This window comes from Nonomuraea lactucae (assembly GCF_003313395.1).
Taxonomy (GTDB): Bacteria; Actinomycetota; Actinomycetes; order Streptosporangiales; family Streptosporangiaceae; genus Nonomuraea; species Nonomuraea lactucae.
Genome location: NZ_QNFZ01000160.1, coordinates 1 through 24511 on the forward strand (window position 1 = coordinate 1; position 24511 = coordinate 24511).

The following is a 24511-nucleotide window of genomic DNA, read 5'->3' on the forward strand; positions in this document are numbered from 1 at the left end:
CGCCGTGGCGGCGGCCGCGGTGACCGCGCCCCCAGGAGCGAGGCGGCCCCGCAGGCCGCCCCCGAGACCGGCCCGGCTGCGCAGCCGGGTGCTGAAGGGAGCTGACCATGCTGATCCCGCGCAGGGTCAAGCACCGTAAGCAGCACCGGCCTGACCGCAGCGGAGCCGCCAAGGGCGGCACGAGGGTCGTGTTCGGCGAGTTCGGCATCCAGGCGCTTGAGCACTCCTACGTGACCAACCGCCAGATCGAGTCCGCCCGAATCGCGATGACCCGTCACATCCGCCGTGGCGGAAAGGTGTGGATCAACATCTACCCCGACCGTCCGCTCACCAAGAAGCCGGCCGAGACCCGCATGGGTTCCGGTAAGGGTTCTCCCGAGTGGTGGATCGCCAACGTCAAGCCCGGACGCGTGATGTTCGAGCTGTCCGGCGTGGCGGAGCCGATCGCGCGCGAGGCGCTTCAGCGCGCGATCCACAAGCTGCCGATGAAGTGCAAGATCGTTAAGCGTGAAGTGGGTGAGGCGTGATGGCTAAGGGCCTGACCGCCGGCGAGCTGCGGCTCGAGGACCAGGACACCCTGGTCCAGAAGCTGAAGGAGGCGAAGGAGGAGCTGTTCAACCTCCGCTTCCAGGCGGCGACCGGTCAGTTGGAGAGCCACGGGCGGCTGCGCGCCGTCCGCCGCGAGATCGCCCGTATCTACACCGTGATGCGCGAGCGCGAGCTGGGCATCGTCACGGTCGAGAAGGAGACGAGCGATGGCTGAGACCGAGACCACCGAGACCACCGAGACCACCCAGGACGCCGGGACGGCGCGCAACTTCCGCAAGGTCCGCGAGGGCCTGGTCGTCAGCGACAAGATGGACAAGACCGTCGTCGTCGCCGTCGAGGACCGCGTGAAGCACCGGCTGTACGGCAAGGTCATCCGCCGTACGACCAAGTACAAGGCGCACGACGAGTCCAACGCCTGCGGCGTGGGCGACCGGGTGCTCCTGATGGAGACCCGGCCGCTGTCGGCCACCAAGCGCTGGCGGGTCGTCGAGATCCTCGAGAAGGCCAAGTAGGCCCTCTCGGACATACCGCGCCTCGTGGGGGGTGGAGACACCCCCCATGACGGTGTCCAAGGACGCGAGGGCTCTCGCGTCGCCTGCGGTGCGGCCCCCCAGGGGCTGTGGCCGGAGGACCAAGACAACAGCAGGTTCCGCCAGGCTCATCGGACGAGAGCTCGTCAGATGAGAACCGGCGCGACTAACAGGAGTGAACGTGATCCAGCAGGAGTCGCGGCTCAAGGTCGCCGACAACACGGGTGCCAAGGAGATCCTCTGCATCCGTGTTCTCGGTGGCTCGGGCCGACGCTACGCCGGTATCGGCGACGTCATCGTCGCCACTGTCAAGGACGCGCTGCCCGGCAGCACGGGCGTCAAGAAGGGCGACGTGGTCAAGGCCGTCATCGTCCGCACGGTCAAGGAGCGCCGCCGGCCCGACGGCTCCTACATCCGTTTCGACGAGAACGCCGCCGTCATCATCAAGGACAGCGGTGACCCTCGCGGCACTCGTATCTTCGGCCCGGTCGGCCGCGAACTGCGCGACAAGAAGTTCATGCGCATCATCTCGCTCGCCCCGGAGGTGCTGTGATGTCGAAGCTGCACGTGAAGAAGGGTGACCTGGTCAAGGTCATCGCCGGCAAGGACAAGGGTGCCAAGGGCCGTGTGATCGCCACCCACCCGCGCGAGGACCGCGTGGTCGTCGAGGGCGTCAACATGATCAAGAAGCACTCCAAGGAGACCCACCAGGGTCCGCGCGGCGCCAAGACGGGCGGCGTGCAGACCATGGAGGGCCCCATCCACGTGAGCAACGTGAAGAAGCTCAAGGACGACAAGCCCGCCGCCAAGAAGGCCGCCGACGAGAAGGTCGACGACGCCGCCGAGACGGGTGAGGACAGCTGATGACTGCCACGACCACCGAGACCGAGCGTCCGACGCCGCGCCTCAAGACGAAGTACCGCGAGGAGATCGCGGGGCAGCTTCGCGAGCAGTTCGGCATCGAGAACGTCATGCAGATCCCCGGCCTGGTGAAGATCAAGGTCAACATGGGTGTCGGCGAGGCGGCTCGCGACTCGAAGCTCATCGAGGGCGCAGTCCGCGACCTGACCGTGATCACCGGCCAGAAGCCGGCCGTCGTCCGGGCCCGCAAGTCCATCGCCCAGTTCAAGCTGCGCGAGGGCATGCCGATCGGCGCGCACGTCACGCTCCGCGGTGACCGGATGTGGGAGTTCCTCGACAGGCTGCTGTCGCTGGCGCTGCCCCGCATCAGGGACTTCCGCGGCCTGTCGCCCAAGCAGTTCGACGGCAACGGCAACTACACGTTCGGTCTGACCGAGCAGGTCATGTTCCACGAGGTCGACCAGGACAAGGTCGACCGGCCGCGGGGCATGGACATCACGGTCGTGACCACCGCGAAGAACGACGACCAGGGCCGGGCGCTGCTGAAGCTCCTCGGCTTCCCCTTCAAGGAGGCCTGATCATGGCGAAGAAGTCGCTGATCGCCAAGGCGGGGCGCAAGCAGAAGTTCGAGGTCCGGGCCTACACGCGGTGCTCCCGCTGTGGCCGGCCGCGCGCCGTCTACCGGAAGTTCGGCCTGTGCCGTGTGTGCTTCCGTGAAATGGCGCACCGGGGCGAGCTGCCTGGCATCACCAAGTCCAGCTGGTAGTTACCCTTGGGGGCGGCACACGTCGCCCCCGAGCGGTGCCTCACCGGCCGTACGTATCGAATCAATGTCAAACCAGGGGGCTCTCGCGGAGAGCTCCCATGACCACGCCGAAGGTCCACCGGCAGAGCAGTGCTGACGCACTGGATGCTTGGCCGACTGGAAACCGCGGCGAGGAAGGCCACTGGCCATGACGATGACCGACCCCATCGCAGACATGCTGACGCGTCTGCGCAACGCGAACTCGGCGTACCACGACAGCGTGTCGATGCCGTACTCCAAGATCAAGGCGCACATCGCCGAGATCCTCCAGCAGGAGGGCTACATCCAGTCCTGGAGCGTCGAGGACGCCAAGGTTGGCAAGAACCTCGTGGTTGAGCTCAAGTTCGGGCCGACCCGTGAGCGGTCGCTCGCGGGCCTGCGCCGGGTCTCGAAGCCCGGTCTGCGGGTCTATGCGAAGAAGGACAATCTGCCTCGGGTCCTGGGCGGGCTCGGCGTCGCGATCATCTCGACGTCCGCCGGTCTCATGACCGACAAGCAGGCCGGCAAGCGTGGTGTGGGCGGGGAAGTCCTCGCCTACGTCTGGTAGAGGGGAGGAACCCAGCATGTCGCGAATCGGACGGCTGCCCATCCCTGTGCCCAACGGCGTAGACATCACGATCAACGGCCGGGATGTCCAGGTCAAGGGCCCGAAGGGCGCGCTTTCGCACACGGTCGCCGAGCCCATCTCGGTGGCCAGGGACGATGACGGCGCCATCGCCGTCACCCGGCCCAACGACGAGAACAAGGTCCGTGCGCTGCACGGCCTGTCCAGGACGCTCATCGCCAACATGGTGCAGGGCGTGACCCAGGGCTACTCCAAGACCCTGGAGATCGTCGGCGTCGGTTACCGCGTCCAGGCCAAGGGGCCGACGCAGCTGGAGTTCGCTCTGGGCTTCAGCCACCCGGTCATCGTCGACGCCCCCGAGGGCGTCACCTTCCGCGTCGAGAAGCCGACCCTGTTCCACGTGGACGGCATCGACAAGCAGAAGGTCGGCGAGGTCGCGGCCAACATCCGCAAGCTGCGCAAGCCAGACCCGTACAAGGGCAAGGGCGTGCGCTACCAGGGCGAACAGATCCGCCGCAAGGTCGGAAAGGCTGGTAAGTAGGCATGGCTCCGAAGACTGCGTTCAGCAAGCACACGGCTGCCCGCACGGTCTCGCGGTCCCGCCGTCACCGCCGCGTCCGCAAGAAGGTCGTCGGTACGGCCGCGCGTCCGCGCCTGGTCGTCAACCGCTCGACCCGTCACCTGTTCGTGCAGATCGTGGACGACACGGTCGGCCACACGCTGGTCAGCGCGTCCACCATGGACGCCTCGCTGCGCTCGCTCGAGGCGGACAAGACCGAGAAGGCCAAGAAGGTCGGCGAGCTCCTCGCTCAGCGGGCCAAGGAAGCCGGGATCACCGCTGTCGTCTTCGACCGCGGCGGTAACCGCTACGCGGGCCGCATCGCCGCTCTCGCGGACAGCGCCCGCGAGGGCGGGCTCGAGTTCTGATGAGGGCCCGAGGATCGCAACTAATGGCAACTGAGATGAGGAACCACTGATGGCTGCAGCTCCGCGTCGCGGTGGCGGCACCGGTGGCGAGCGGCGGGACCGTCGTGACGATCGCCGCGGTGGCGCCGCCGACAAGGGCGTCTCGTACATCGAGCGCGTAGTGAAGATCAACCGAGTGGCCAAGGTCGTGAAGGGTGGTCGTCGCTTCAGCTTCACCGCCCTGGTCGTCGTCGGCGACGGCAACGGCCTGGTCGGCGTCGGCTACGGCAAGGCCAAGGAAGTCCCCGCGGCCATCGCCAAGGGCGTCGAGGAGGCGAAGAAGCACTTCTTCAAGGTGCCTCGCATCCAGGGCACGATCCCGCACACCGTGCAGGGCGAGGAGGCGGCGGGCGTCGTCTTCCTGCGTCCGGCCTCGGCCGGCACCGGCGTCATCGCCGGCGGCCCGGTGCGCGCCGTCCTGGAGTGCGCGGGCATCCACGACGTGCTGTCCAAGTCGCTCGGCTCGGACAACCCGATCAACATCGTGCACGCCACCGTGGCGGCTCTGAAGGGCCTTTCCCGGCCCGAGGAGATCGCCGCCCGTCGTGGACTGCCGATCGAGGACGTCGCGCCGGCTCGCATGCTCAAGGCTCGCGCCGAGGGCATCGCCGAGGCCGCCGCGGCGGCTAAGGCGGTGAGCTAGTCGTGGCACGCCTGAAGATCACTCAGGTTCGCTCGAAGATCGGTGGCAAGCAGAACCAGCGCGACTCGCTGCGTTCGCTTGGCCTGAAGCGAATCGGCGACGTCGTCGTCAAGGAGGACCGGCCCGAGATTCGCGGGATGGTCGCCGTGGTGACGCACCTCGTCGAGGTGGAAGAGGTCGACTAGTCATGACTGACAAGGCTCCGCTCAAGATTCACGACCTGCGTCCCGCCCCCGGCGCCAACAAGGCCAAGATCCGCAAGGGTCGGGGCGAGGCGTCCAAGGGCAAGACGTCCGGTCGCGGCACCAAGGGCACGAAGGCCCGCAACACGGTGCACCTCGGGTTCGAGGGTGGCCAGGTGCCGCTGCAGAGGCGTCTGCCGAAGCTCAAGGGCTTCTCCAACGCGCTGTTCAAGACGACCTACCAGGTCGTCAACCTGGACAGGCTCGGCGAGCTGTTCCCCGAGGGTGGCGAGGTCACCGTCGAGGCGCTGGTCGCCAGGGGCGCTGTTCGCAAGAACCAGCTCGTGAAGGTGCTCGGCACCGGGGAGATCTCGGTCGCGGTCAACGTGCAGGCTCACGCCTTCTCGGCCACCGCGAAGGAGAAGATCGCCGCTGCGGGTGGTTCCGTTACCGAGCTGTAAGAGCTATTACGAGGCGTGGGGGCCCTGACAATGGGCTCCCACGCCCGTAGTGCGTTAGAGTTCGCGAGACGGCAGGATTCTGTCCTGCTCGTTTGTACCTGAGACTTCAGATGGCAGATCCCCGCTCCATCGCATACTCACACCGCCGAAAAGGCGCGCAGGAGGGACCGTGCTGACCGCGTTTACCCGAGCGTTCCGGACGCCGGACCTGCGCAACAAGTTGCTCTTCACCTTGGGCATCATCGCGCTGTTCCGCCTTGGCTCGGTTCTTCCGACCCCAGGTGTTCACGTAGAAAACCTGGCGGCCTGTTACGACCAGGCCCGTTCCGGTCAATCCGGCAACATTTACGGGATGGTGCAGCTCTTCAGCGGCGGCGCGCTGCTGAAGCTGTCAGTGTTCGCGCTGGGCATCATGCCGTACATCACGGCCAGCATCATTCTTCAGCTGCTGGTCGTCGTGATCCCCCGTCTTGAGGCGCTGAAGAAGGAGGGCCAGGCCGGTCAGGCCAAGATCACGCAGTACACGCGTTATCTGACGATCGGCCTCGGTGTCCTCCAGTCCACCGCCTTCATCGCGCTGGCCCGTTCCGGCCAGCTCTTCCCCGACTGCCAGCAGAGCGTGCTGATCAAGCCGGACGACATCTTCCAGATCGTCACGATGGTCGTCATCATGACGGCCGGCACCTCCGTGATCATGTGGCTGGGTGAGATCATCACCGACCGCGGCGTCGGCAACGGCATGTCCATCCTGATCTTCACCTCCGTGGTCTCGGTCTTCCCCTCCGAGCTGGCCAACATCTTCCAGGCGAACAAGTTCACCTTCGGCGTCGTCATGGTGGTCGGCATCTTCATGATCGCCGCGGTGGTCTTCGTCGAGCAGGCGCAGCGCCGCATCCCCGTGCAGTACGCCAAGCGGATGGTCGGCCGCAGGATGTACGGCGGCACGTCCACCTACATCCCGCTGAAGGTCAACCAGGCCGGCATCATCCCGGTCATCTTCGCCTCGTCGCTGCTCTACCTGCCGCAGCTGGTGACCTCGCTGTTCGCCAACGCCGAGAAGCCCAACCCGGTCGTGCAGTGGATCGCGCAGAACCTCGCCACGGGCGACACGCCGATCTACATGATCACGTTCTTCGTGCTGATCGTGTTCTTCACGTACTTCTACGTGTCCATCACTTTCAACCCCCCTGAAGTCGCCGACAACATGAAGAAGTACGGTGGGTTCATTCCGGGCATCCGCCCGGGCCGGCCGACGGCTGAATACTTGAACTACGTGCTCACCCGTCTGACCGCGCCCGGCGCGCTCTATCTGGGTCTGATCTCCATGGTCCCGATCGTCGCGCTGTCGGTGGCCGGTGCGAGCCAGAACTTCCCGTTCGGAGGGACGAGCATTCTGATCATGGTTGGTGTCGGCCTGGACACGGTCAAGCAGATCGAGAGCCAGCTCCAGCAGCGTAACTACGAAGGTTTCCTGCGGTAGTGCGTCTCGTTCTGGTCGGGCCCCCCGGAGCGGGAAAGGGGACGCAGGCCCAGTACATCGCATCGAACCTGTCTATCCCGAAGATCTCGACAGGTGACATTTTCCGTGCCAACGTCTCTGGCGGCACGGAGCTCGGCAAGCTCGCCAAGACCTACATGGACCGCGGTGACCTGGTGCCTGACAAGGTCACCATCGCCATGGTCCGTGACCGCCTCTCGGAGGACGACGCGCAGGACGGGTTCCTGCTCGACGGCTTCCCGCGCAACGTGCCCCAGGCAGAGATCCTGCGTGACATGCTCAAGGAGTGGGGCCAGGCGCTCGATCTGGTGCTGGAGCTCGTCGTCGACGACGACGAGGTGGTCAGGAGGCTGGCCGGGCGGCGCACCTGCAGCCAGTGCGGACGCATCTGGCATGTGGAGTTCGACGACAAGCAGGACGACCGGTGCGACGCCTGCGGCGGCGCGCTCTTCCAGCGCGACGACGACAAGGAGGAGACCGTCAGGCACCGCCTGGAGGTCTACCAGGAGCAGACGGCGCCGCTCGTCGCCTATTACGCCGACGAGGACATCCTCGTCGGGGTCGACGCGACGGGTCCGGTCGAGGAGGTCACCGAGCGGGCCATGGAGGCGATCCGCCCTTTCATGGGGTAGTTCGTGGCATGGCTCTACGGACCGACTGACGAGGTGGCACGGATTCTCGTGCCACCTCGCGGCTATTGTGGGGGGAATTGGGCTCCCGCGTCCGCCCGTTGCATACCCTGGGGGTGCCGAGACGTGTTCAAGAAGAACAGGCATGGAATTCAGATCAAGACGGCCGAGCAGCTCGACAAGATGCGCGCTGCCGGCCTTGTCGTCGGGCGCACGCTGGAGCTGCTGAGGCGCTCGGTCGAGCCCGGGATGACGCCGCTCGACCTCGACGTCATCGCCGAGAAGGCCATCAGGGACGAGGGGGCCATCCCGTCTTTCAAGGGATACCAGGGATTCCCGGCGACCATCTGTGCCTCCGTCAACGACCAGGTCGTGCACGGCATCCCGACGAACGCCCGCAAGCTGCGCGAGGGCGACATCATCTCCATCGACTGCGGCGCCATCCTCGACGGCTGGCACGGCGACTCCGCGGTGACGGTGCCCGTCGGCGAGGTCGATCCCAAGCTGACCGAGCTCATGCGCATCACCGAGGAGGCGATGTGGCGGGGCATCGCGGCGCTGACCGTCGGCCGCCGCCTGTCGGACATCGGCTACGAGGTCGAGAGGTACGTCCGCGGCCAGGGCCGGTTCGGCATCCCGCCCGAGTACGGCGGCCACGGCATCGGCACCGAGATGCACATGGACCCGTGGATCGCCAACCACGGCAGGCCCGGCCGCGGCCCCACCCTGGAGGAGGGGATGTGCCTGGCCATCGAGCCCATGGTCAACCTCGGCACCGAGCGGACACGCGTGCTCGCCGACGACTGGACCGTCGTGACGGTCGACGGGAAGCCGTCCGCACACTTCGAGCACAGCGTCGCGGTGACACATAATGGACCTTGGGTGCTCACCGCCCTAGACGGGGGTGCGGAGCGCCTGGCGCAATTGCATAACTAGCCGGGAGTGGTGGGCATGACGCAGAGCCCCGAGATGCGTGCCTCCGACGTCGACCGTGACCGGGTCGCGGCCGTCCTCCGGGAGCACACCGCGCAGGGCCGGATCACCATGGACGAGTTCAACGAGCGGCTGGAGCAGCTCTACAAGAGCAAGACGTACGGCGAGCTCGCCCGGCTGACAGCCGACCTGCCCGACGTGGACCTGCGGCAGCGCCAGGTCGCCAAGGTGTCGAAGGCGCCCGCGCAGCAGAAGTCCGCGCACGCGGGTCTGCGGGCCGCGTGGGGCGCCTGGGCGATGGCGAGCGGGATCAACTGGGTGATCTGGCTGATCGTCAGCATCACCTCCGGCCACGCCGTCTACCCGTGGCCGCTCTGGGTCATGGGGCCGTGGGGCGTCATCTTGCTGGTGAGCACCGTTTTCGGTGGCGGCGGGGGCGACTCGAGGAAACGCTGAGTGTGCACTAGTGCATTCTGCGTATTCCTCCACAGATTGCCTGGGCGAATCTTCCTAACGTGAGCGGTGTCGAGAAACACAGCTCCCCGGAGGAAACAATGCGTAAGGTCCTCGCAGCCGCCGCCCTCACCGGCTCCATCGTCACCGGTCTCGCGCTCACCGCTCCCGCCGCCCAGGCCGCCCCCGCCACCGCTTCGGCCCCCGCCGCCGCCCAGTCGGCGCCGGTGCACAAGTGGGGCAAGTTCTACTCCAAGAACCACAAGGCCTACACCTACGGCTACACCTGGAAGTCGTCGGGCAAGGTCTACACGAAGTGGTACGGCAAGGAGTTCACGAGCAAGGCCGGCTGGGTCTGGTTCCGCTACGAGCTCCACGGCGGTGGCGGCGGCAAGTTCGCCCTCAAGTGGGACGGCTCCCACAGCGGCACCTGGTCGAAGAAGGGCATCAAGAAGCTCTACACCTACACCTGCTGGGGCGGGAAGTTCACCTACTGCGGCAAGGTGTACCGGATCTACTGATCGCTCATGCCGACCACCCCAACGAAGGCCCGCCGGGTTCCGGCGGGCCTTCGGCGCTCCCTCGGGGATTCTCCGCGCCTCGGTGCGCGAGTTGGCCGGAAGCCCCTGCGGCGTGGGGTAAACTGTCGGATGGTTGTGTCAGGACACCTGACACGCGTTTCGCGTTTTGAGCGCAGGTGTCGTACACTCCTTAGTCGGCTCACTATGACCATCACGCGTCGGCGGCCTCGCCGGTCGCCGCTCTCTTCGAAGCGTGGGGTCGCGGCTGCTTAGTGAACCGGAGCCTCAGACGATCTATCAGTGAAACGCGAGGGATTTTGGCCAAGAAAGACGGCGCCATCGAGATCGAGGGCACTGTGGTCGAGTCGCTCCCGAACGCCATGTTCCGGGTGCAGCTCGACAACGGCCATAAGGTCCTGGCCCACATCAGCGGACGGATGCGGATGCACTACATCCGGATCCTGCCCGACGACCGGGTGGTCGTGGAACTGAGCCCCTACGACCTCAGTCGTGGGCGGATCGTCTACCGATACAAGTAAGACGTCTGAGGAACACGAAGGACAATGAAGGTAAAGCCGAGCGTCAAGAAGATCTGCGACAAGTGCAAGGTGATCCGCCGGCACGGTCGCGTCATGGTGATCTGCGACAACCTGCGCCACAAGCAGCGTCAGGGCTAGTCGCCGCAAGGCTTCTCCGAGTCCGCCCCGGGAGGGAGCGGGCTCGACGCATGAGAAGCCTGAGTCAGCAATAGCGCGTCACACCTGAGCAGGCGGCGCCGTCACCGGGTTCCGGCCCGGAGGCGGGTCCGTACCACTCAGGAGACCCCCGGTCGGAGGCCGGGGCCCTCACCCCGGGCATGGGGAGGGGAAGTGGGGCGCAAGACCTCCGCCATACCGAAGGAGAATGCCCGACCATGGCCCGCCTGGTTGGCGTCGACCTCCCCCGCGAGAAGCGGCTGGAGATCGCTCTCACCTACATCTACGGAATCGGCCGCACCCGCGCCCAGGAGATCCTCCAGGCGACGGGCGTCAGCGGCGACCTGCGCGTGCATGAGCTCACCGACACCGAGCTCGTCCCGATGCGTGACTACATCGAGGCGAACTACAAGATCGAGGGTGACCTGCGCCGCGAGGTCCAGGCCGACATCCGCCGCAAGATCGAAATCGGTTGCTACCAGGGCATCCGGCACCGCAAGGGCCTGCCCGTCCACGGCCAGCGCACCCAGACCAACGCGCGCACCCGCAAGGGCAAGAAGAAGACCGTGGCCGGCAAGAAGAAGCCCGGTAAGAAGTAGTCCGCACCGGAGCGGCGAGCGCTCGGCCCGAGAGCGGTAGCTCGCGTGACCAGCGAGGGCCCAAGCGAGCGCGACCGTTCTAAACAGCCGCGAGACCGAAGACCTCAGGAGTGAAGGCAAGAGATGCCTCCTAAGAGCCGCCAGGGCGCGCCCAAGAAGGTGCGCCGCAAGGAAAAGAAGAACGTCGCTCACGGGCACGCCCACATCAAGAGCACGTTCAACAACACGATCGTCTCGATCACCGACCCCAACGGGAACGTGATCTCCTGGGCCAGCGCGGGCCACGTGGGCTTCAAGGGCTCCCGTAAGTCCACCCCGTTCGCCGCTCAGATGGCCGCCGAGAACGCCGCTCGCCGGGCCATGGAGCACGGCATGCGCAAGGTCGACGTCTTCGTCAAGGGTCCCGGCTCCGGCCGTGAGACCGCGATCCGCTCCCTCCAGGCCACCGGCCTCGAGGTGGGTTCGATCCAGGACGTCACCCCGGTTCCGCACAACGGCTGCCGTCCGCCGAAGCGCCGCCGCGTCTGAATTCCAGGAGAGATTGAGAAATGGCTCGTTACACGGGCGCGGACTGCAAGCTCTGCCGTCGTGAGAAGACCAAGCTCTTCCTCAAGGGCAGCAAGTGCGAGTCCGCCAAGTGCCCCATCGAGATCCGTCCTTACCCCCCGGGTGAGCACGGCCGCGGACGTCCCAAGGAGTCCGAGTACCAGCTTCAGCTTCGCGAGAAGCAGAAGACCCGCCGCATCTACGGCGTCCTCGAGAAGCAGTTCCGCAACTACTACGAGGAGGCCGCCGGCAAGAGCGGCAAGTCGGGTGAGGTCCTGCTCCAGATCCTGGAGAGCCGCCTCGACAACGTCGTCTACCGCGCCGGCTTCGCCCAGTCGCGTGACGCCGCCCGCCAGCAGGTGCGCCACGGCCACATCCTGGTGAACGGCAAGAAGGTGGACATCCCGTCCTACCGCGTGCGCGAGCACGACATCATCGAGGTCCGCGAGAACAAGCGCAACCTCCTGCCGTACGAGGTGGCCCGCGCCACCGCCGGCGACCGCACGGTCCCGGCCTGGCTGGGCGTCGTGCCCGACAAGCTCCGCATCCTGGTGCACCAGCTGCCGGTCCGTCAGCAGATCGACACCCAGGTCCAGGAGCAGCTCATCGTCGAGTACTACTCCAAGTAGTCCTCACCGCCCGGATGGCGTGCGCGCGGCGTACGCCATCCGATCTGGCGAGGGGACTGCCGGGTTTCACCCGGCAGGGGAATCGCTTCCCTGTTATAGTTCTTGTGTTCGGAAACGGGCAGGGCTTGTCCGTCGCCTACCTCAATCGAGGAAAGCGAGAAGCCGCCCCCTTCAGGGAGCGGAGGAGTCACCTAGGCTGTACATCGGAGTGACGTCATATAGCGGGCGTCACACGACAAGGGGAGACCCGCATGCTGATCGCTCAGCGTCCGACCCTTCTCGAAGAGTCGATCGACGAGACCCGGTCCAGGTTCGTCATCGAGCCTCTGGAGCCGGGCTTCGGCTACACCATCGGCAACTCGCTCCGCCGCACGCTGCTGTCGTCCATCCCGGGCGCGGCCGTGACGAGCATCCGGATCGAGGGCGTGCTGCACGAGTTCTCGACCGTTCCCGGGGTCAAGGAAGACGTCACCGACATCATCCTCAACCTCAAGGAGCTGGTCGTCTCCTCCGAGCACGACGAGCCGGTCGTGATGTACCTGCGTAAGCAGGGCCCGGGTGAGGTCACCGCCGCCGACATCGCGCCCCCGGCCGGTGTCGAGGTGCACAACCCCGAGCTGCGCATCGCCACGCTCAACAGCAAGGCCAAGCTGGAGATGGAGCTGACCGTCGAGCGCGGTCGCGGCTACGTCTCCGCCGCCCAGAACAAGCAGCCGGGCCAGGAGATCGGTCGCATCCCGATCGACTCCATCTACTCCCCGGTGCTCAAGGTCACCTACAAGGTCGAGGCGACCCGAGTCGAGCAGCGCACCGACTTCGACCGCCTGATCCTCGACGTCGAGACCAAGCCGGCCATGAAGCCCCGCGACGCGGTGGCCTCCGCCGGCAAGACGCTCGTCGAGCTGTTCGGCCTGGCCCGCGAGCTCAACGTCGAGGCCGAGGGCATCGACATCGGCCCGTCGCCGACCGACGCCGCCCTCGCCGCCGACCTGGCGCTGCCGATCGAGGAGCTCAACCTCACGGTCCGCTCCTACAACTGCCTCAAGCGCGAGGGCATCCACACCGTGGGTGAGCTCGTCGCCCGCAGCGAGCAGGACCTCCTGGACATCCGCAACTTCGGCGCCAAGTCCATCGAAGAGGTCAAGCAGAAGCTGCACGAGATGTCGCTGGCGCTCAAGGACTCCCCGCCCGGGTTCGACCCGAGCGCGGTGGCCGGCGCCGGTTACGACGACGACGACAGCGCGTACGTCGAGACCGAGCAATACTGATCCCGGCGGGAGCCCCGGCTCCCGCCCATCCCGCGCCGTGCGGCACCGCCGTGCGGCGCGGGCGACAGTAACGGATCGCACCGAACGACCGCGATCCGGCCCGACTCCGGTACCTGGCACGGCCGGGGCGGGTTCACACACAAGGAGAACGCAATGCCCAAGCCCACCAAGGGCGCACGTCTTGGCGGCAGCCCGGCTCACGAGCGGCTGATCTTGGCGAACCTCGCCACGGACCTGTTCCGCCACGGCAAGATCCGCACCACGGTTGCCAAGGCCAAGCGCCTCCGCCCGGTGGCGGAGCGCCTGATCACCAAGGCGAAGAAGGGCGACATCCACAACCGTCGCCAGGTGCTCACGGTCGTCAAGGACAAGGGCGTCGTCCACCACCTCTTCACCGAGATCGCGACGACGTTCGCTGAGCGTCCCGGCGGCTACACCCGCATCACCAAGATCGGGCCGCGCAAGGGCGACAACGCCCCGATGGCGGTCATTGAGCTGGTGAGCGAGCCGCTGAACTCGGTCCAGGTCTCGCGCACCGACGCCCCGGCCGCCGCCGCGGCTCCCGCTCCGGCCGCGGCTGAGGAGAGCGAGGCCGCCGCCGAGACGGAGGCGCCGGCCGCCGAGGTCGCCGAGGAGGCTCCCGCGGCGAAGGCCGACGAGGCTCCGGCTGACGAGCCCGCTGCCCCGGCCGAGCAGGCCGAGGCCAAGGACGAGGCGAAGAAGGACGAGGCCTGATCCGTCAGGCTCCGCCGAACCGGGTCCGGACCCCCAGCACGGGGTTCCGGGCCCGTTTCTCGTTCACCGGCCTCTTCTCGTTCACTGGAGGTAGCTCGTGATACGGCTCCGCCTCGACCTCGGGTACGACGGCACCGACTTCTCAGGGTGGGCCCGCCAGCCCGGGCGGCGTACCGTACAGGGCGAGATCGAGCAGGCGCTCGGCCGGATCCTGCGGCTGCCCGAGCCGCCCGCGCTGACGGTGGCCGGGCGCACGGACGCCGGTGTGCACGCCCGGGGGCAGGTGGCGCACGTGGACGTCCCGGTGGCGTGCCTGGGCGAGCTCTCCCGCAGACCGCTCGCGGATGCGCGGGGCCCGCAGGACGGGCGGGACGCGCGGGGCCCGCAGGGCGGCCAGGGTGCGCGGAACGGGGAAGGTGCGCGGAACGGGGAGGAGGCGCGGGGCGAGCGAGCGCCTCTGGACGTGGATGAGCGGCTCGCTGCGCTCGTGCGGCGGCTGGGCGGGGTTCTGGAGCCGGATGTACGGGTTCATCGGGTCTGCGTGGCCTCTGAGGGATTCGACGCGCGTTTCTCCGCTCTGTCCCGCCGCTACGCCTACCGGGTGAGCGACGCGGCGGGAGGCGGCGATCCGCTGCGGCGGCGCGAGGTGGTGTGGCACAACCGGCCACTCGACCCGGACGCGATGAACGCGGCGGCCACGCGGCTGCTCGGGGAGCACGACTTCGCGGCCTTCTGCAAGAAGCGCGACGGGGCCACCACCATCAGGGAGCTCCAGCGGCTCTACTGGGAGCGCGACGGCGACGGGCTCCTCGTGGCCACCGTCGTGGCCGACGCCTTCTGCCACTCGATGGTCCGGGCGCTGGTGGGAGCCCTGCTGGCGGTGGGCGACGGGCGGCGGCCGGTGGAGTGGCCGGGCCACGTGCTGTCGCGGTCCGTACGGGACTCCGGGGTGCACGTGGCGCCCGCCCACGGGCTGTGCCTGGAGGAGGTCACCTACCCGCCGGAGGAGGAGCTCGCGGCGCGCGCCGCCGCGACGCGGCGGGTGCGCACGAAGTCAGCCGTTGGCGATGCGGCGTTCGAGGACGAGTGACATCTCGTCCCTGAACGCGTCGCTCACCTTGCCCAGCGTCTTGTCCTTGGTCGCCGGGGTGTGGCCGTCGGCGTACGTGGCGTAGCTGAACACGATGTAGCGGCCCCACACCAGCCCCGCCGCGTAGCCCCCCGCGATGTGGACGCGCTCGCCTCCGCTGCCCGGGGCGCCGGGCAGGGGGCGGAACCAGACATTGCGGCTGAGGTTCTTGGCCCGGTCGGCCCGCAAGGCGGCGTCCCTGGAGGGGAAGACCGCGATGCCGCTCGTCACGGCGTAGCGGCGCTTGGCGTCCACGTACGTGGCGCGCAGCACCCGGCTGCACTTCTCGTCGCGCAGCGCCTCCGCGAACGGGCCCGAGGCGGCCTCCTGGCACGTGGACTCGGTGTGCGTCTTGATCTTGGTGAACTCCGCACCCGCCGCCTCGACCTCCTTCTCGGGGAACGCCTCGCCGGCCGACATCTTCTTCGGGTCCGTCTCCTGCGTGTCGAGCATGGCCGCGGCGGGGACGCTGGGCGCCAGGGCGGCCGTGGGGGAGGCCGAACCCGCCGGAGTGGGCGGCGGCGTCGGTGCCGTGGCGGCCGTCGTCGCACGGGGAACGGGGGCGTTCAGCGACCTGTACGCGAAGAAGCCGCCGGTGGTGACTCCCGCCAGCACCAGCACGCCGAGGGTCGCGAGCAGGGCCCGCTTGCCCTTGCCCGGCTGCTCCTGCTGGGCCGTGAGCGGCTGCTGGACCGGGGGCTGCTTGAACGGGCCCTGCTGGAGTCCCGGGGTGCCGTGCGGCGGCGTGGGAAGATCGAAGGTGGTCAGGGGCTGGGTCGAGCGCTGATGGGGTGGGGGAATGTCTGGTTTGCCCCAGATGTCGCGGGTGAAGGGGAGCTCGGGGAGCTGCTCCTCCTGACGTTGCTCCTCGGTCTGGGGCGGGGGCGGCCAGGATGTGGACCCGGGGACGGCGGCCGGGCCTCCTTGAGCTGGGACGGCGGATTGGGCGTTGGCAGGAGGCGTGCCGGTAGGGCCTTGGGGCGTGGCTGCCGTGCCAGGTGGTGTCGTGCCTGGTGGTGTGGTGCCGAGTGGTGTCGTGCCTGGTGGTGTGGTGCCTAGTGGTGTCGTGTCGGTGGGGGCAGGGTTGGTAGGGGCAGGGTTGGTAGGGGCCAGGCCGGTGGAAGCAGTGCCGGTAGGGGGCGTGGTCGTGGAGGCCGCGCTGGCGGGGGTCGCTTCCGCGCGTGCCGTTCCGGTGCGTGCCGGACCCTCGGGGGCCGGGCCGTCGGGCTGCGGCCCCGGGGAGGCAGCAGAGTGGGCGGCGGGAGGCTGGGAGGTGGCCGGGGGCGGTGACCAGGTGGCGGGCTTCGGTCCGGTCGGGGCCGGCGACTCGGTGTCGCGAGGCGGGGCGGGCTGCTGGGCCCGCGCGGGAACGGGGGGCCAGACCGGTACGTCGCCGGGCTCGGCGGGGCGCGGGGTGCCCCTGATCGTGCGGCTGGTGGGGGTCTTCGCGGTATCGGGCGCCATGTCCGTCGGCGTGTGCTTCCCGGACGCCTCGGGGCCGGCGGCGGGAGGTGCGGGTGTGCGGCCCCCCTCGATGGGGTGACCCTCGATCGGGTGAGGCGCGGTCAGGCCCGGGGCTGCCAGGTTGGTGGCCGCCGGGTGGGTGACTGCCGTGTCGGGGGATGCCTCGGGCGGTGGCGGGGTCTCCGCGGGCGCCGGGTGGGGAGCCGTCGCGTCCGGGGACTGGGCGCGCGGGGATGATGTGGCGTCCGGGGGCCGGACCGGCGGAGCCGTCGCGTTGGAGGGCTGGACCGGCGGAGCCGTCGCGTTGGAATGCGGGACGGGCGGCGGGGGCGTGGCGTTCGGGGGGAGGACCGGTGGGGGTGCCGGGTTCGGCGGGAGGAGGCGCGGGGCCGTCGCGTTCGGGTCGAAGGCGTCGTCGCTGTCCAGGCCGGGTACGGGCTCGCCCGTCGCGGCGGGCCATGGGGGCATTGAGGGCGTGTCAGCGACCGGGGCCGGCCACACCTGCATGCCCGCCGCCGCGGCCGTGAAGGCGGGCGGTGGCTCCCAGCGCGGCGCGCCGGGCACGACCGGGCCGCCTGTCCAGGGTTGCGGCCTCTCGACGGGCTCGGGCACCTCCGCCGCCGTGGGAGGAGCGCTACGCCGCGTCGGAGGAGCACCCTGAGGTGTCGGAGGAGCACCCTGAGGTGTCCAGGGATCGGGGCGCCGTGTTCTGGGGTCGGGCTGCTGCCCGTGGCGGCCGGGGTGGTTCTCGTCGGCGAACCAGTCGTACGGCGCGGTGTCGTCGGCCGGGACCTCCCACGGATGCGCCGCCTGTCCTGCCCGGCGTCCCGGCCCTCCCGGAGGCAGGTGAACCCCGGCCGCGGGATCCCCGGCCACGGGTGCCTGGTCGCCGGCCGACAGGGGGCCTTCGGCGCGCCTCGTGGTGGCGGGTCCTGGCCGGCCGGCATCCGGTGCGGGCGTCGCTGACCCGGCAGACCGCCCGGAGATCGGGGAATCGGGGAAGGGCGCGGACGTCGGGGAATCGGGGAACGGCGGGAAGGGCGGCGAGGAGTGCGTGCGTCCGGGCAGAGTCTCGTCGGACGGGTGCATGAGGCCGGGCGCCGTGTCGTCGGACGGCACGCCGTACGGTGAGGGGGCGTGGTGCTCGGCGGGCCGGCCGAAGCTGGGCGGTGGCGTCGCCGCTGCTGCCGAGCCGTCGGCTGGCCCACGATCGTGCTCAGACCTGGGTTCCTGGCCACGCATAAGGTGGAGCCTAGCGAGAGACGCTAGATCGTCATGGCGGTATGGGTGTTCCCGGCCGGATCCGACGTCTGGTTTGTGGCGTTATCTCGCTGGAAGGGTGGTTTCAGCTCGCCGGGTTGCCCGTCAGGGAGCGGGCGTCGAGGGCCTTGTAGACGGTCGCCTTGGTGATGTCCTTGGCGACGAGGGTGATCGCCTTCCGCTCCTTCTTGTCGGGCTTGCTGCCGTCCTTGTTCTGGAACCAGATCATGACCGCGTAGTGGCCGTGCATCCACACGTTGGCGCCGCCACTGCCCGAGCCGACGAGCTTGGTGACCTCGTCCTTGCCCGCGAGCGGCTTGACGTAGTTGGAGTCACTGCCGGCGGAGGCCACCTTGGTGGCCGCCTTGCTGGACTTGAGGTTGGCCACGCCGACCGTGCCGATCACCTTGCCCGCCTTGTCGCGGAAGCTGGCGCGGATGAGCTGCGTGCACTTGCCGTCCTTGAGGGCCTTCTGCATCTTGGTGCCCACCGCGCCGTCGGAGCACTTCTTGACCTTGCTGGTGACGGTCATCTCATAGGCGCGCCCGGAGAAGCTGACCTTCTTCGAGGGGAAGAGCTCCTTCACCGTGAGCGGCTCGGGGTCCGTCGAGCGCTCGCCCGCGTACGAGAACTCGCCGGGCGGGGCCGACGGCAGGGGCGCGGAGCTGCGGCGGCTTGACTCGCCGGCGGTGGGGTCGCTGCCGCCCGACTTGAACATCACGACCAGGGCGGCGACCAGCAGGCCCAGCACAGCGAGGCCGCCGAGCGTGAACCAGAGCGGCCCTCGCGACCGGTTGCCCTCGCTGTAGGGGCTCCACATCTCGCGGCGTGGTGAGCTCTTCGCGTCCTCGGGTTCTCCGCCCGGCCCTCCCGGCTCGGTCGCCCCGGGCCCGTCCGCCCCGCCCGGGTTCGGCCCTGCCCCGGTCGCGCTCGGTGCCGCCACGCTCGGTGCTGCCCCGCTCGGTGCTGCCCCGCTCGGTGCTGCCCCGCTCGGTCCTGCCCCGGTCTGCCCAGGCCCGGTCTGCCCAGGCCCGGTCGGCCCCAGCCCGTACGGCCCAGACCCGCTCGGCGCAGATCTATTCGGTCCTGGCCCGCTCGGTCCTGCCCCGGCTGGGCTGAACGCGCCGAACGCGTCGGCTGAAGCGGCGGGCGCGGGGGGCGCGGCCGGATCGGCGCGGTGCCTGCGCGAACGCCGGGGAGCGCTCTCGGAGGTGTCGTCACCCTTCTTCTTCAGGAAGCGGCGGCCCTTGCTCTCCGTGCTGTTCTCGCGGTCATCGGGAAAACCCATGCGGTGACATTACCGCGAGGCCGTCACGAGTATCCGAAGTCCTGCGTCCACCACGGGCCTCCGGGGCCGTCCGCGACGCCGACGCCGATGGCCTGGATGCGGCAGTTGAGGATGTTCTGGCGGTGGTCGGGGTTGCCGAGCCAGCCGCTGACCGCCTCCTCGGGGCTGGTGTAGCCGCGCCCGATGTTCTCGGCGGCGCCCGCGCGGTATCCGGCCCGCTCCATCCGGTCCCATGGCGACGAGCCGTCGGGGGAGTCGTGCCCGAACCGGCCGCTCCTGGCCATCTCCAGCGAATGGACGCGGGCGGAACGGGTGAGCCGGGCGTCGACGCGGAGCGGCCCGCAGCCCTTCTTCGCGCGGGCCGCGTTGGTGAGCGAAACGACCTGGGACGCCATCGCGGGAGACGTCTGGACCGTCTCCTCGCCGTGGACGCGGGTGGGGTCCTCGGCGGTGAACCCGCGGACCTCGTCCGTCGGCGACGGGGTCGGCCTGACCGCCCTGGCCTTGCCGCGGGGGGCGCCCGTCGTCACCTCCCTGGCGATCCGGTCCGCCCGCGGCTGCGCCCTCTTGGGGGACGGCGTGGTCTTCTTGGCGGCGGCGGGCGGGGCGGTCTCGCTGAGGTAGATGTGTCCGGGCGGGGGCTGGTCGTCGCTCAGCCGCCCGAGCAGGACGCCCGTGAAGAACAGGGCCGCCATGAGGCAGAACAGGACACCCAGATGACTCCGGCGCCGTGCGCTCTGCTGGGTGTGCCGGGTGTGTGAGGTCTGCCGCATACCGGATCCAACGATAGAGATGTCGGGTAGTGGTAAAGAAGAGATTGCAGGGAAACGAAATAGAACCGTTCTGTGGTCGGGTAGACTCGGCCAGGGTTACCGGTCTTTTGACCTGCGTCCGCAAGGGCAGGTAGCCTGTTCGTTCGTTGTGTGCATAGGTCCGCGTGACCGATGCGCGGCGCGTCCGGCGTCATCTCCCATCTGTGCGGAGACGGAAGGTCCGGGCCGTCGTGTGCCCGCACCGACCGACCCCAGCGCTGCCGCATCCGGCAGCGCGCCGAAGACGCGAGCATAAAGAAGGCTACGACCGTGCGCACGTACTCACCGAAGCCCGCCGACGTCCAGCGTCAGTGGTACGTCATCGACGCGACCGATGTCGTGCTGGGCCGGCTGGCCAGCCACGTCGCGACCCTGCTCCGCGGCAAGCACAAGCCGATCTTCGCCCCCCACGTCGACACCGGTGACTTCGTCATCGTCATCAACGCGGGCAAGGTCGCGCTCAGTGGCAACAAGCTTGAGCAGAAGAAGGCCTACCGTCACTCGGGCTACCCGGGCGGTCTGCGTTCTGTGAGCTACGGCGAGCTCATGGAGAAGCGGCCGGAGAAGGCCATCGAGAAGGCCGTCAAGGGCATGCTGCCGAAGAACTCCCTCGGCCGGAAGATGGCCAAGAAGCTGAAGGTCTACGCGGGGGCCGAGCACCCGCACCAGGCCCAGCAGCCGGTGCCGTTCGAGATCACCCAGATCGCCCAGTAGTAGTTCGAAAGAGTTAGAGGAGAACCGTGGCTGAGCCCACCGGTGTCGAGACGGCCGTCGAGGCCGAGCTGGAGGACTACTCCGGCGAGGATTTCCCGTCCGAGTACACCACCGAATCCGCTGCCAGCGCTGACGCTCCCGTGCGCAAGCCCGTCACCACGGGCAACTCGTACGGCACCGGCCGCCGCAAGGAGGCGATCGCCCGGGTGCGCATCGTCCCCGGCACCGGCAAGTGGACGATCAACGGTCGTTCGCTTGACGTCTACTTCCCCAACAAGGTCCACCAGCAGATCGTCAACGAGCCGTTCGTGGTGCTCGGCGCCGAGGAGGCGTTCGACGTCATCGCGCGCATCGACGGCGGCGGCGTGACCGGCCAGGCGGGCGCGCTCCGCATGGGCCTGTCCCGCGCGCTGGCGATCCTGGACGTCGAGGTCAACCGCCCGCCGCTGAAGAAGGCCGGCTTCCTCACCCGTGACGCCCGCGCCACGGAGCGGAAGAAGTACGGCCTCAAGAAGGCCCGCAAGGCTCCGCAGTACAGCAAGCGCTGAGTTGGCGCGCCTTTTCGGCACCGACGGGGTACGTGGGGTCGCGGGACGCGACCTCACCGCCGAGCTTGCCATGGACCTGGCGGTCTCGGCGGCTCACGTCCTCGGCGATGCAGGCGCGTTCGCCGCTACCGGACGCCGTCCGATAGCGGTCGTGGGCCGGGACCCGCGTGCCTCGGGAGAGTTCCTCGAGGCCGCCGTGGTCGCCGGCCTCGCGTCGTCCGGAGTGGATGTGCTGCGCCTCGGCGTGCTGCCCACCCCGGCCGTCGCCCACCTCACCGCCGCGCTCGGCGCCGATCTCGGCGTCATGCTGTCGGCCTCGCACAACCCCGCGCCGGACAACGGCATCAAGTTCCTGGCCCGTGGCGGCTTCAAGCTGTCCGACGCGGTCGAGGACGAGATCGAGCGGCGGCTGGGCGAGGACTGGACCTTCCCCGTCGGCTCGGCCGTCGGCCGGGTGCGCGACGCGTACGGTGAGGCAGACCGTTACATCAGCCACGTGCTGTCCACGGCGCGGGGCGCGCTCGACGGCCTGCACATCGTCGTCGACTGCGCGCACGGGGCCGCCCACATGGTGGCGCCCGAGGCGCTGCTGCGCGCCGGGGCCAGGGTCGAGGCGATCGGCGCCAGGCCCGACGGCCTCAACATCAACGACGGCTACGGCTCCACCCACCTCGACAAGCTGCGGCAGGTCGTGGTCTCGCGCGGCGCCGACGCCGGCATCGCCTACGACGGCGACGCCGACCGCTGCCTGGCGGTCGACCACACCGGCGCGGACGTCGACGGCGACCAGATCATGGCGATCCTGGCCGCCGCCATGCACGCCGAGGGCGCGCTGGCCAAGGAGACCGTGGTCGCGACCGTGATGTCCAACCTGGGCTTCAAGCTGGCCATGCGCGAGGCGGGCATCCAGGTGGTGGAGACCGCGGTGGGCGACCGCTACGTGCTCGAACGGATGAAGGCCGACGGCTACAACCTGGGCGGCGAGCAGTCCGGCCACGTCATCATGCTCGACCACGCCACCACCGGAGACGGCCTGCTGACCTCGCTCCACCTCATGTCGGTGGTGGCGGCCTCGGGCCGGTCGCTCCGGGAGCTGGCGTCGATCATGACCCCGCTGCCGCAGGTCCTGATCAACGTCACGGACGTCGACAAGGGCAAGGCCAGGTCGGCGGAGCTCGCGACGGCGGTGGCCGAGGCCGAGACGGAGCTGGGCGACACGGGCCGGGTCCTGATCCGGCCGAGCGGCACGGAGCCGATGATCCGCGTCATGGTCGAGGCCTCCTCGGAGGGCCAGGCCACCAAGGTGGCCGAACACCTCGCCGACGTGGTGCGCGCCGTCTGCGTCTGACGCTGCTCTTCAGGGGTACGGCACGCGGGTGCCGTACCCCGTCCATCACGAATGAGATCTCAGCTGGTCGTCGAGTGTCCAAATGCCTACCTCTACGCCGGTGACGCGGCTTCGGTACAGCTCTCGCTCGGCGAGGATACAAAGATCGCCCAAGCCGAGTTTGCTCATGGCATGATCTGACAGGGGTATTCCGGTCCCCGCACCCGCGATGAGTGAGCGCAGGAAATCAGCGCCCCAGACCACTGTGTGGAGCACCCAAGGCGCTCGACCGTCGATGACGATTTCGAGCAGCTCGGAGAGCTTCCCTGCGTAATCGCGGCGTAGCCGGCCGTCAGGTAGCTGGGCGATGTGGTTTCCGGCTTCGATGACCGCGGTGACAGGCAGGATCAGGCGGCAACCGCGCTTGTCCTCGGTAAGTTGTCGTGTCACCGCGTCACGGTCTTGGTTCTTACCGGGAATGTCGAGGAGGTTGCACAGGACCGAGGTGTCGACGAACTCGACCTTGCGGCTCACCGTGGGCCGATCCCCATGAGGTGATCGAAGGCGGTGAAGTCCTGCTCCCCGGCCGGTCTCTGGTCCAGTAGTCCGGAGGTCACCACGGTGCCCAGATCGCCTTGAGCCATGAGGCTCGGGTAGCCCTCTACTTCTGGGAGTCTCGTCAGCCTTGATATTCCGGTAGCACGGTCTCGGCTGCTGACCACGACGTGGTCGTGGTCTTTGGGCGACAGTGCGGAGAGCAGGGCGGGGCTGTGCGTCGTGAAGACGACCTGCGCGGCGATCGTCTCCTTCACCAGCGACAAGAGCTGAGAGGCCTGCGCGGGATGCAGGCCGTTCTCGAGCTCTTCGATCACCAGCATGGGCGATCCGGTTTCCCCGGGGAGGTCGCGTCGGCTCAGGTCCAGATCCTGTCCCTGGCGGAGCAGCGTCGTGGCGATGGCCATGAACCGCAGGAGGCCGTCGCTCATCTCTCGAGCCGGTGTGGTCGCGGTGCCTTCTCTGAGGGCCAGCATCACATCGCCGAGATCCGACCGGATGAGTTCGATACCGGAAACATCATGATCCACCAGCGCTTGGGTATGGCGGACCAGTTTTCGGAAGCTCTGCGGATCCAGCTCCCGCATGTGACTGATGACGGCCGAGAGATTCTCGGCTGTCCTGCGGAGACGGATGTCCCGGCCCGGCGTGTACTGGCGCATGAGGTGCGGGACGGGATCCAGATGGAATACGCCGCGCAGGGCGCTGAGCACGTCGTGAGCCGCTGCTGTGATTTGGCGCTGGACCTCGTCCGTCCCCTCCAGGCGGAGCGGTAGTTGGGCGGTGACCAACCGAGAGGAGCGAAAGGTTGCTCGGGGACCGCGGCCGGGCCGGCCGTTGTACCAGCTCGCCTCAATCGTGCCTGCTCCGGCCGACACGCTCTTGGCGTCAAGCAAGGCGTGCATACTATTTCTTTTCGGATCCTGGGTTTTCCTGCGTTTTCCGGAGAAGCCGGTGAGGGTTTCGCGGACGATCTCCGGTTCGGGCCCCACGCGAACGGTGACATCGAACTCGAGCCAGAAATAGCCCTCCCCTGCGGCCTCGGGGTTCACCACGGTGCATCCCAGCTTGAACTGATCCTCACCATGTGGCGGGCAGCCCGCGATACCGCCACGCAGTGGGCCCTCGTCGCCGCGCCTGCTGTCGAGCGCGTCCGCGAGGTCACCACCTTCGGCAAGGCGGGACAGGACGTCGAGCCCGTCGAGCGCGTTGGACTTACCGCTGCTGTTGCGGCCGATGAGGATGGTCATGTCGTTCAGCGGCAGCACAGCGTCGCGGAAGGTCTTGAACTCGGTCAGGCGCAGCTCGGTCAGGCGCGCGGACATAGGTAAACAGTACACGGGCAA

The 24511-nt window shown here is 68.5% G+C and carries 35 protein-coding genes; 30 read left to right on the forward strand and 5 right to left on the reverse strand.

The window, feature by feature from the left end:
* Positions 1-107: 107 nt before the first annotated feature.
* The 26 genes from rplP to DQW85_RS10720 all read left to right on the forward strand — a co-directional run bounded on the left by rplP (position 108) and on the right by DQW85_RS10720 (position 15158).
* Positions 108-527: a 50S ribosomal protein L16 gene (gene rplP / locus DQW85_RS10590; RefSeq protein WP_101783547.1), complete on the forward strand. Its 420-nt coding sequence runs from the start codon at positions 108-110 to the stop codon at positions 525-527.
* Complete coding sequence (rpmC, locus tag DQW85_RS10595; RefSeq protein WP_113700212.1) at positions 527-763, forward strand: 50S ribosomal protein L29; 237 nt, start codon at positions 527-529, stop codon at positions 761-763. The genes rplP and rpmC overlap by 1 nt, the downstream gene beginning before the upstream one ends.
* Complete coding sequence (rpsQ, locus tag DQW85_RS10600; RefSeq protein WP_113700179.1) at positions 756-1061, forward strand: 30S ribosomal protein S17; 306 nt, start codon at positions 756-758, stop codon at positions 1059-1061. The genes rpmC and rpsQ overlap by 8 nt, the downstream gene beginning before the upstream one ends.
* A 199-nt stretch (positions 1062-1260) precedes the next feature.
* On the forward strand, positions 1261-1632 hold the full coding sequence (rplN, locus tag DQW85_RS10605) for a 50S ribosomal protein L14 (protein WP_026214151.1): 372 nt from the start codon (positions 1261-1263) through the stop codon (positions 1630-1632).
* Between the two features lie 8 nt (positions 1633-1640).
* Positions 1641-1943, forward strand: a complete 303-nt coding sequence (rplX, locus tag DQW85_RS10610; RefSeq protein ID WP_205315027.1) for a 50S ribosomal protein L24 — start codon at positions 1641-1643, stop codon at positions 1941-1943.
* Positions 1943-2518, forward strand: a complete 576-nt coding sequence (rplE, locus tag DQW85_RS10615; RefSeq protein ID WP_113700181.1) for a 50S ribosomal protein L5 — start codon at positions 1943-1945, stop codon at positions 2516-2518. Before rplX ends, rplE begins: the two co-directional genes overlap by 1 nt.
* Positions 2519-2520: 2 nt before the next feature.
* Entirely contained in the window at positions 2521-2706 is a 186-nt protein-coding gene (locus tag DQW85_RS10620; RefSeq protein ID WP_020542298.1) for a type Z 30S ribosomal protein S14, read from the forward strand.
* 187 nt (positions 2707-2893) lie between these two features.
* Complete coding sequence (gene rpsH, locus DQW85_RS10625; protein ID WP_113700182.1) at positions 2894-3292, forward strand: 30S ribosomal protein S8; 399 nt, start codon at positions 2894-2896, stop codon at positions 3290-3292.
* 16 nt (positions 3293-3308) lie between these two features.
* Positions 3309-3851, forward strand: a complete 543-nt coding sequence (rplF, locus tag DQW85_RS10630) for a 50S ribosomal protein L6 (protein WP_113700183.1) — start codon at positions 3309-3311, stop codon at positions 3849-3851.
* 2 nt (positions 3852-3853) lie between these two features.
* Positions 3854-4237, forward strand: a complete 384-nt coding sequence (gene rplR, locus DQW85_RS10635) for a 50S ribosomal protein L18 (protein ID WP_113700184.1) — start codon at positions 3854-3856, stop codon at positions 4235-4237.
* 49 nt (positions 4238-4286) lie between these two features.
* Positions 4287-4919, forward strand: coding sequence for a 30S ribosomal protein S5 (rpsE, locus tag DQW85_RS10640; RefSeq protein WP_113700185.1), 633 nt, complete (start codon positions 4287-4289; stop codon positions 4917-4919).
* 2 nt (positions 4920-4921) lie between these two features.
* Entirely contained in the window at positions 4922-5104 is a 183-nt protein-coding gene (gene rpmD, locus DQW85_RS10645; protein WP_020542293.1) for a 50S ribosomal protein L30, read from the forward strand.
* A 2-nt stretch (positions 5105-5106) separates the two neighbouring features.
* On the forward strand, positions 5107-5562 hold the full coding sequence (gene rplO / locus DQW85_RS10650) for a 50S ribosomal protein L15 (RefSeq protein WP_113700186.1): 456 nt from the start codon (positions 5107-5109) through the stop codon (positions 5560-5562).
* A 169-nt stretch (positions 5563-5731) separates the two neighbouring features.
* A complete protein-coding gene (gene secY / locus DQW85_RS10655) occupies positions 5732-7042 on the forward strand; it encodes a preprotein translocase subunit SecY (protein ID WP_113700187.1) in 1311 nt (436 codons plus the stop codon).
* A complete protein-coding gene (locus DQW85_RS10660) occupies positions 7042-7692 on the forward strand; it encodes an adenylate kinase (RefSeq protein ID WP_113700188.1) in 651 nt (216 codons plus the stop codon). Before secY ends, DQW85_RS10660 begins: the two co-directional genes overlap by 1 nt.
* A 123-nt stretch (positions 7693-7815) precedes the next feature.
* Complete coding sequence (gene map, locus DQW85_RS10665) at positions 7816-8625, forward strand: type I methionyl aminopeptidase (protein ID WP_113700189.1); 810 nt, start codon at positions 7816-7818, stop codon at positions 8623-8625.
* Positions 8626-8640: 15 nt separating this feature from the next.
* Positions 8641-9078 (forward strand): DUF1707 SHOCT-like domain-containing protein, encoded by a 438-nt coding sequence (locus DQW85_RS10670; RefSeq protein ID WP_113700190.1) that lies wholly within the window; start codon positions 8641-8643, stop codon positions 9076-9078.
* 98 nt (positions 9079-9176) lie between these two features.
* Positions 9177-9596, forward strand: coding sequence for a hypothetical protein (locus DQW85_RS10680; protein WP_162794884.1), 420 nt, complete (start codon positions 9177-9179; stop codon positions 9594-9596).
* A 317-nt stretch (positions 9597-9913) separates the two neighbouring features.
* Positions 9914-10135, forward strand: a complete 222-nt coding sequence (infA, locus tag DQW85_RS10685; protein ID WP_012887858.1) for a translation initiation factor IF-1 — start codon at positions 9914-9916, stop codon at positions 10133-10135.
* A 24-nt stretch (positions 10136-10159) separates the two neighbouring features.
* Positions 10160-10273: a 50S ribosomal protein L36 gene (gene rpmJ / locus DQW85_RS10690; RefSeq protein WP_003956441.1), complete on the forward strand. Its 114-nt coding sequence runs from the start codon at positions 10160-10162 to the stop codon at positions 10271-10273.
* Positions 10274-10509: 236 nt separating this feature from the next.
* Positions 10510-10890 (forward strand): 30S ribosomal protein S13, encoded by a 381-nt coding sequence (gene rpsM / locus DQW85_RS10695; protein WP_113700192.1) that lies wholly within the window; start codon positions 10510-10512, stop codon positions 10888-10890.
* A gap of 123 nt (positions 10891-11013) precedes the next feature.
* Positions 11014-11418: a 30S ribosomal protein S11 gene (gene rpsK / locus DQW85_RS10700; RefSeq protein ID WP_020542285.1), complete on the forward strand. Its 405-nt coding sequence runs from the start codon at positions 11014-11016 to the stop codon at positions 11416-11418.
* Between the two features lie 20 nt (positions 11419-11438).
* Positions 11439-12065, forward strand: a complete 627-nt coding sequence (rpsD, locus tag DQW85_RS10705; RefSeq protein ID WP_113700193.1) for a 30S ribosomal protein S4 — start codon at positions 11439-11441, stop codon at positions 12063-12065.
* A gap of 251 nt (positions 12066-12316) precedes the next feature.
* Positions 12317-13333 carry a DNA-directed RNA polymerase subunit alpha gene (locus DQW85_RS10710; protein ID WP_113700194.1) on the forward strand — a complete coding sequence of 339 codons (1017 nt, stop codon included), beginning with the start codon at positions 12317-12319 and terminating at the stop codon, positions 13331-13333.
* Between the two features lie 153 nt (positions 13334-13486).
* Positions 13487-14068: a 50S ribosomal protein L17 gene (gene rplQ / locus DQW85_RS10715; RefSeq protein WP_113700195.1), complete on the forward strand. Its 582-nt coding sequence runs from the start codon at positions 13487-13489 to the stop codon at positions 14066-14068.
* Positions 14069-14165: 97 nt separating this feature from the next.
* The gene (locus tag DQW85_RS10720) at positions 14166-15158 is read left to right on the forward strand and encodes a tRNA pseudouridine synthase A (RefSeq protein ID WP_113700196.1); all 993 of its coding nucleotides are present in this window, start codon (positions 14166-14168) and stop codon (positions 15156-15158) included.
* Here the strand turns inward: DQW85_RS10720 and DQW85_RS44370 are convergent.
* Together DQW85_RS44370 and DQW85_RS10745 are read right to left on the reverse strand one after the other, a co-directional pair.
* Positions 15123-17273, reverse strand: a complete 2151-nt coding sequence (locus DQW85_RS44370) for a hypothetical protein (RefSeq protein WP_162794885.1) — start codon at positions 17271-17273, stop codon at positions 15123-15125. The genes DQW85_RS10720 and DQW85_RS44370 overlap by 36 nt on opposite strands.
* Before the next feature lie 733 nt (positions 17274-18006).
* Positions 18007-18741: a hypothetical protein gene (locus DQW85_RS10745; RefSeq protein WP_113700201.1), complete on the reverse strand. Its 735-nt coding sequence runs from the start codon at positions 18739-18741 to the stop codon at positions 18007-18009.
* 113 nt (positions 18742-18854) lie between these two features.
* On the opposite strand from DQW85_RS10745, the gene DQW85_RS44375 reads away from it, so the two are divergent.
* Positions 18855-19040, forward strand: a complete 186-nt coding sequence (locus DQW85_RS44375) for a hypothetical protein (protein ID WP_162794883.1) — start codon at positions 18855-18857, stop codon at positions 19038-19040.
* A 192-nt stretch (positions 19041-19232) separates the two neighbouring features.
* Here DQW85_RS44375 and DQW85_RS10755 read toward each other — a convergent pair whose 3' ends face one another.
* Positions 19233-19982 carry a CAP domain-containing protein gene (locus tag DQW85_RS10755; RefSeq protein WP_113700203.1) on the reverse strand — a complete coding sequence of 250 codons (750 nt, stop codon included), beginning with the start codon at positions 19980-19982 and terminating at the stop codon, positions 19233-19235.
* A 309-nt stretch (positions 19983-20291) separates the two neighbouring features.
* On the opposite strand from DQW85_RS10755, the gene rplM reads away from it, so the two are divergent.
* From rplM to glmM, 3 genes are read left to right on the forward strand one after another with little or no spacing between them, the layout of a single operon-like run.
* Entirely contained in the window at positions 20292-20735 is a 444-nt protein-coding gene (gene rplM, locus DQW85_RS10760) for a 50S ribosomal protein L13 (RefSeq protein ID WP_113700204.1), read from the forward strand.
* 26 nt (positions 20736-20761) lie between these two features.
* On the forward strand, positions 20762-21283 hold the full coding sequence (gene rpsI / locus DQW85_RS10765; protein WP_113700205.1) for a 30S ribosomal protein S9: 522 nt from the start codon (positions 20762-20764) through the stop codon (positions 21281-21283).
* Position 21284: 1 nt separating this feature from the next.
* Positions 21285-22631, forward strand: coding sequence for a phosphoglucosamine mutase (gene glmM / locus DQW85_RS10770; RefSeq protein WP_113700206.1), 1347 nt, complete (start codon positions 21285-21287; stop codon positions 22629-22631).
* Positions 22632-22676: 45 nt separating this feature from the next.
* Here the strand turns inward: glmM and DQW85_RS10775 are convergent, their stop codons facing one another.
* Positions 22677-23144, reverse strand: coding sequence for a hypothetical protein (locus DQW85_RS10775; protein ID WP_113700207.1), 468 nt, complete (start codon positions 23142-23144; stop codon positions 22677-22679).
* Positions 23141-24490, reverse strand: coding sequence for an AAA family ATPase (locus DQW85_RS10780; protein ID WP_113700213.1), 1350 nt, complete (start codon positions 24488-24490; stop codon positions 23141-23143). Before DQW85_RS10780 ends, DQW85_RS10775 begins: the two co-directional genes overlap by 4 nt.
* Positions 24491-24511 lie beyond the last annotated feature (21 nt).

What these genes read in the sequence shown, in the direction of transcription:
- rplP (WP_101783547.1), top strand. Translation starts at nt 108, where the DNA reads ATGCTGATCCCGCGCAGGGTCAAGCACCGTAAGCAGCACCGGCCTGAC.
- rpmC (WP_113700212.1), top strand. Translation starts at nt 527, where the DNA reads ATGGCTAAGGGCCTGACCGCCGGCGAGCTGCGGCTCGAGGACCAGGAC.
- rpsQ (WP_113700179.1), top strand. Translation starts at nt 756, where the DNA reads ATGGCTGAGACCGAGACCACCGAGACCACCGAGACCACCCAGGACGCC.
- rplE (WP_113700181.1), top strand. Translation starts at nt 1,943, where the DNA reads ATGACTGCCACGACCACCGAGACCGAGCGTCCGACGCCGCGCCTCAAG.
- DQW85_RS10620 (WP_020542298.1), top strand. Translation starts at nt 2,521, where the DNA reads ATGGCGAAGAAGTCGCTGATCGCCAAGGCGGGGCGCAAGCAGAAGTTC.
- rpsH (WP_113700182.1), top strand. Translation starts at nt 2,894, where the DNA reads ATGACGATGACCGACCCCATCGCAGACATGCTGACGCGTCTGCGCAAC.
- rplF (WP_113700183.1), top strand. Translation starts at nt 3,309, where the DNA reads ATGTCGCGAATCGGACGGCTGCCCATCCCTGTGCCCAACGGCGTAGAC.
- rplR (WP_113700184.1), top strand. Translation starts at nt 3,854, where the DNA reads ATGGCTCCGAAGACTGCGTTCAGCAAGCACACGGCTGCCCGCACGGTC.
- rpsE (WP_113700185.1), top strand. Translation starts at nt 4,287, where the DNA reads ATGGCTGCAGCTCCGCGTCGCGGTGGCGGCACCGGTGGCGAGCGGCGG.
- rplO (WP_113700186.1), top strand. Translation starts at nt 5,107, where the DNA reads ATGACTGACAAGGCTCCGCTCAAGATTCACGACCTGCGTCCCGCCCCC.
- DQW85_RS10670 (WP_113700190.1), top strand. Translation starts at nt 8,641, where the DNA reads ATGACGCAGAGCCCCGAGATGCGTGCCTCCGACGTCGACCGTGACCGG.
- DQW85_RS10680 (WP_162794884.1), top strand. Translation starts at nt 9,177, where the DNA reads ATGCGTAAGGTCCTCGCAGCCGCCGCCCTCACCGGCTCCATCGTCACC.
- rpmJ (WP_003956441.1), top strand. Translation starts at nt 10,160, where the DNA reads ATGAAGGTAAAGCCGAGCGTCAAGAAGATCTGCGACAAGTGCAAGGTG.
- rpsM (WP_113700192.1), top strand. Translation starts at nt 10,510, where the DNA reads ATGGCCCGCCTGGTTGGCGTCGACCTCCCCCGCGAGAAGCGGCTGGAG.
- rpsK (WP_020542285.1), top strand. Translation starts at nt 11,014, where the DNA reads ATGCCTCCTAAGAGCCGCCAGGGCGCGCCCAAGAAGGTGCGCCGCAAG.
- rpsD (WP_113700193.1), top strand. Translation starts at nt 11,439, where the DNA reads ATGGCTCGTTACACGGGCGCGGACTGCAAGCTCTGCCGTCGTGAGAAG.
- DQW85_RS10710 (WP_113700194.1), top strand. Translation starts at nt 12,317, where the DNA reads ATGCTGATCGCTCAGCGTCCGACCCTTCTCGAAGAGTCGATCGACGAG.
- rplQ (WP_113700195.1), top strand. Translation starts at nt 13,487, where the DNA reads ATGCCCAAGCCCACCAAGGGCGCACGTCTTGGCGGCAGCCCGGCTCAC.
- DQW85_RS10745 (WP_113700201.1), bottom strand. Translation starts at nt 18,741, where the DNA reads ATGTGGAGCCCCTACAGCGAGGGCAACCGGTCGCGAGGGCCGCTCTGG.
- DQW85_RS10755 (WP_113700203.1), bottom strand. Translation starts at nt 19,982, where the DNA reads ATGCGGCAGACCTCACACACCCGGCACACCCAGCAGAGCGCACGGCGC.
- DQW85_RS10780 (WP_113700213.1), bottom strand. Translation starts at nt 24,490, where the DNA reads ATGTCCGCGCGCCTGACCGAGCTGCGCCTGACCGAGTTCAAGACCTTC.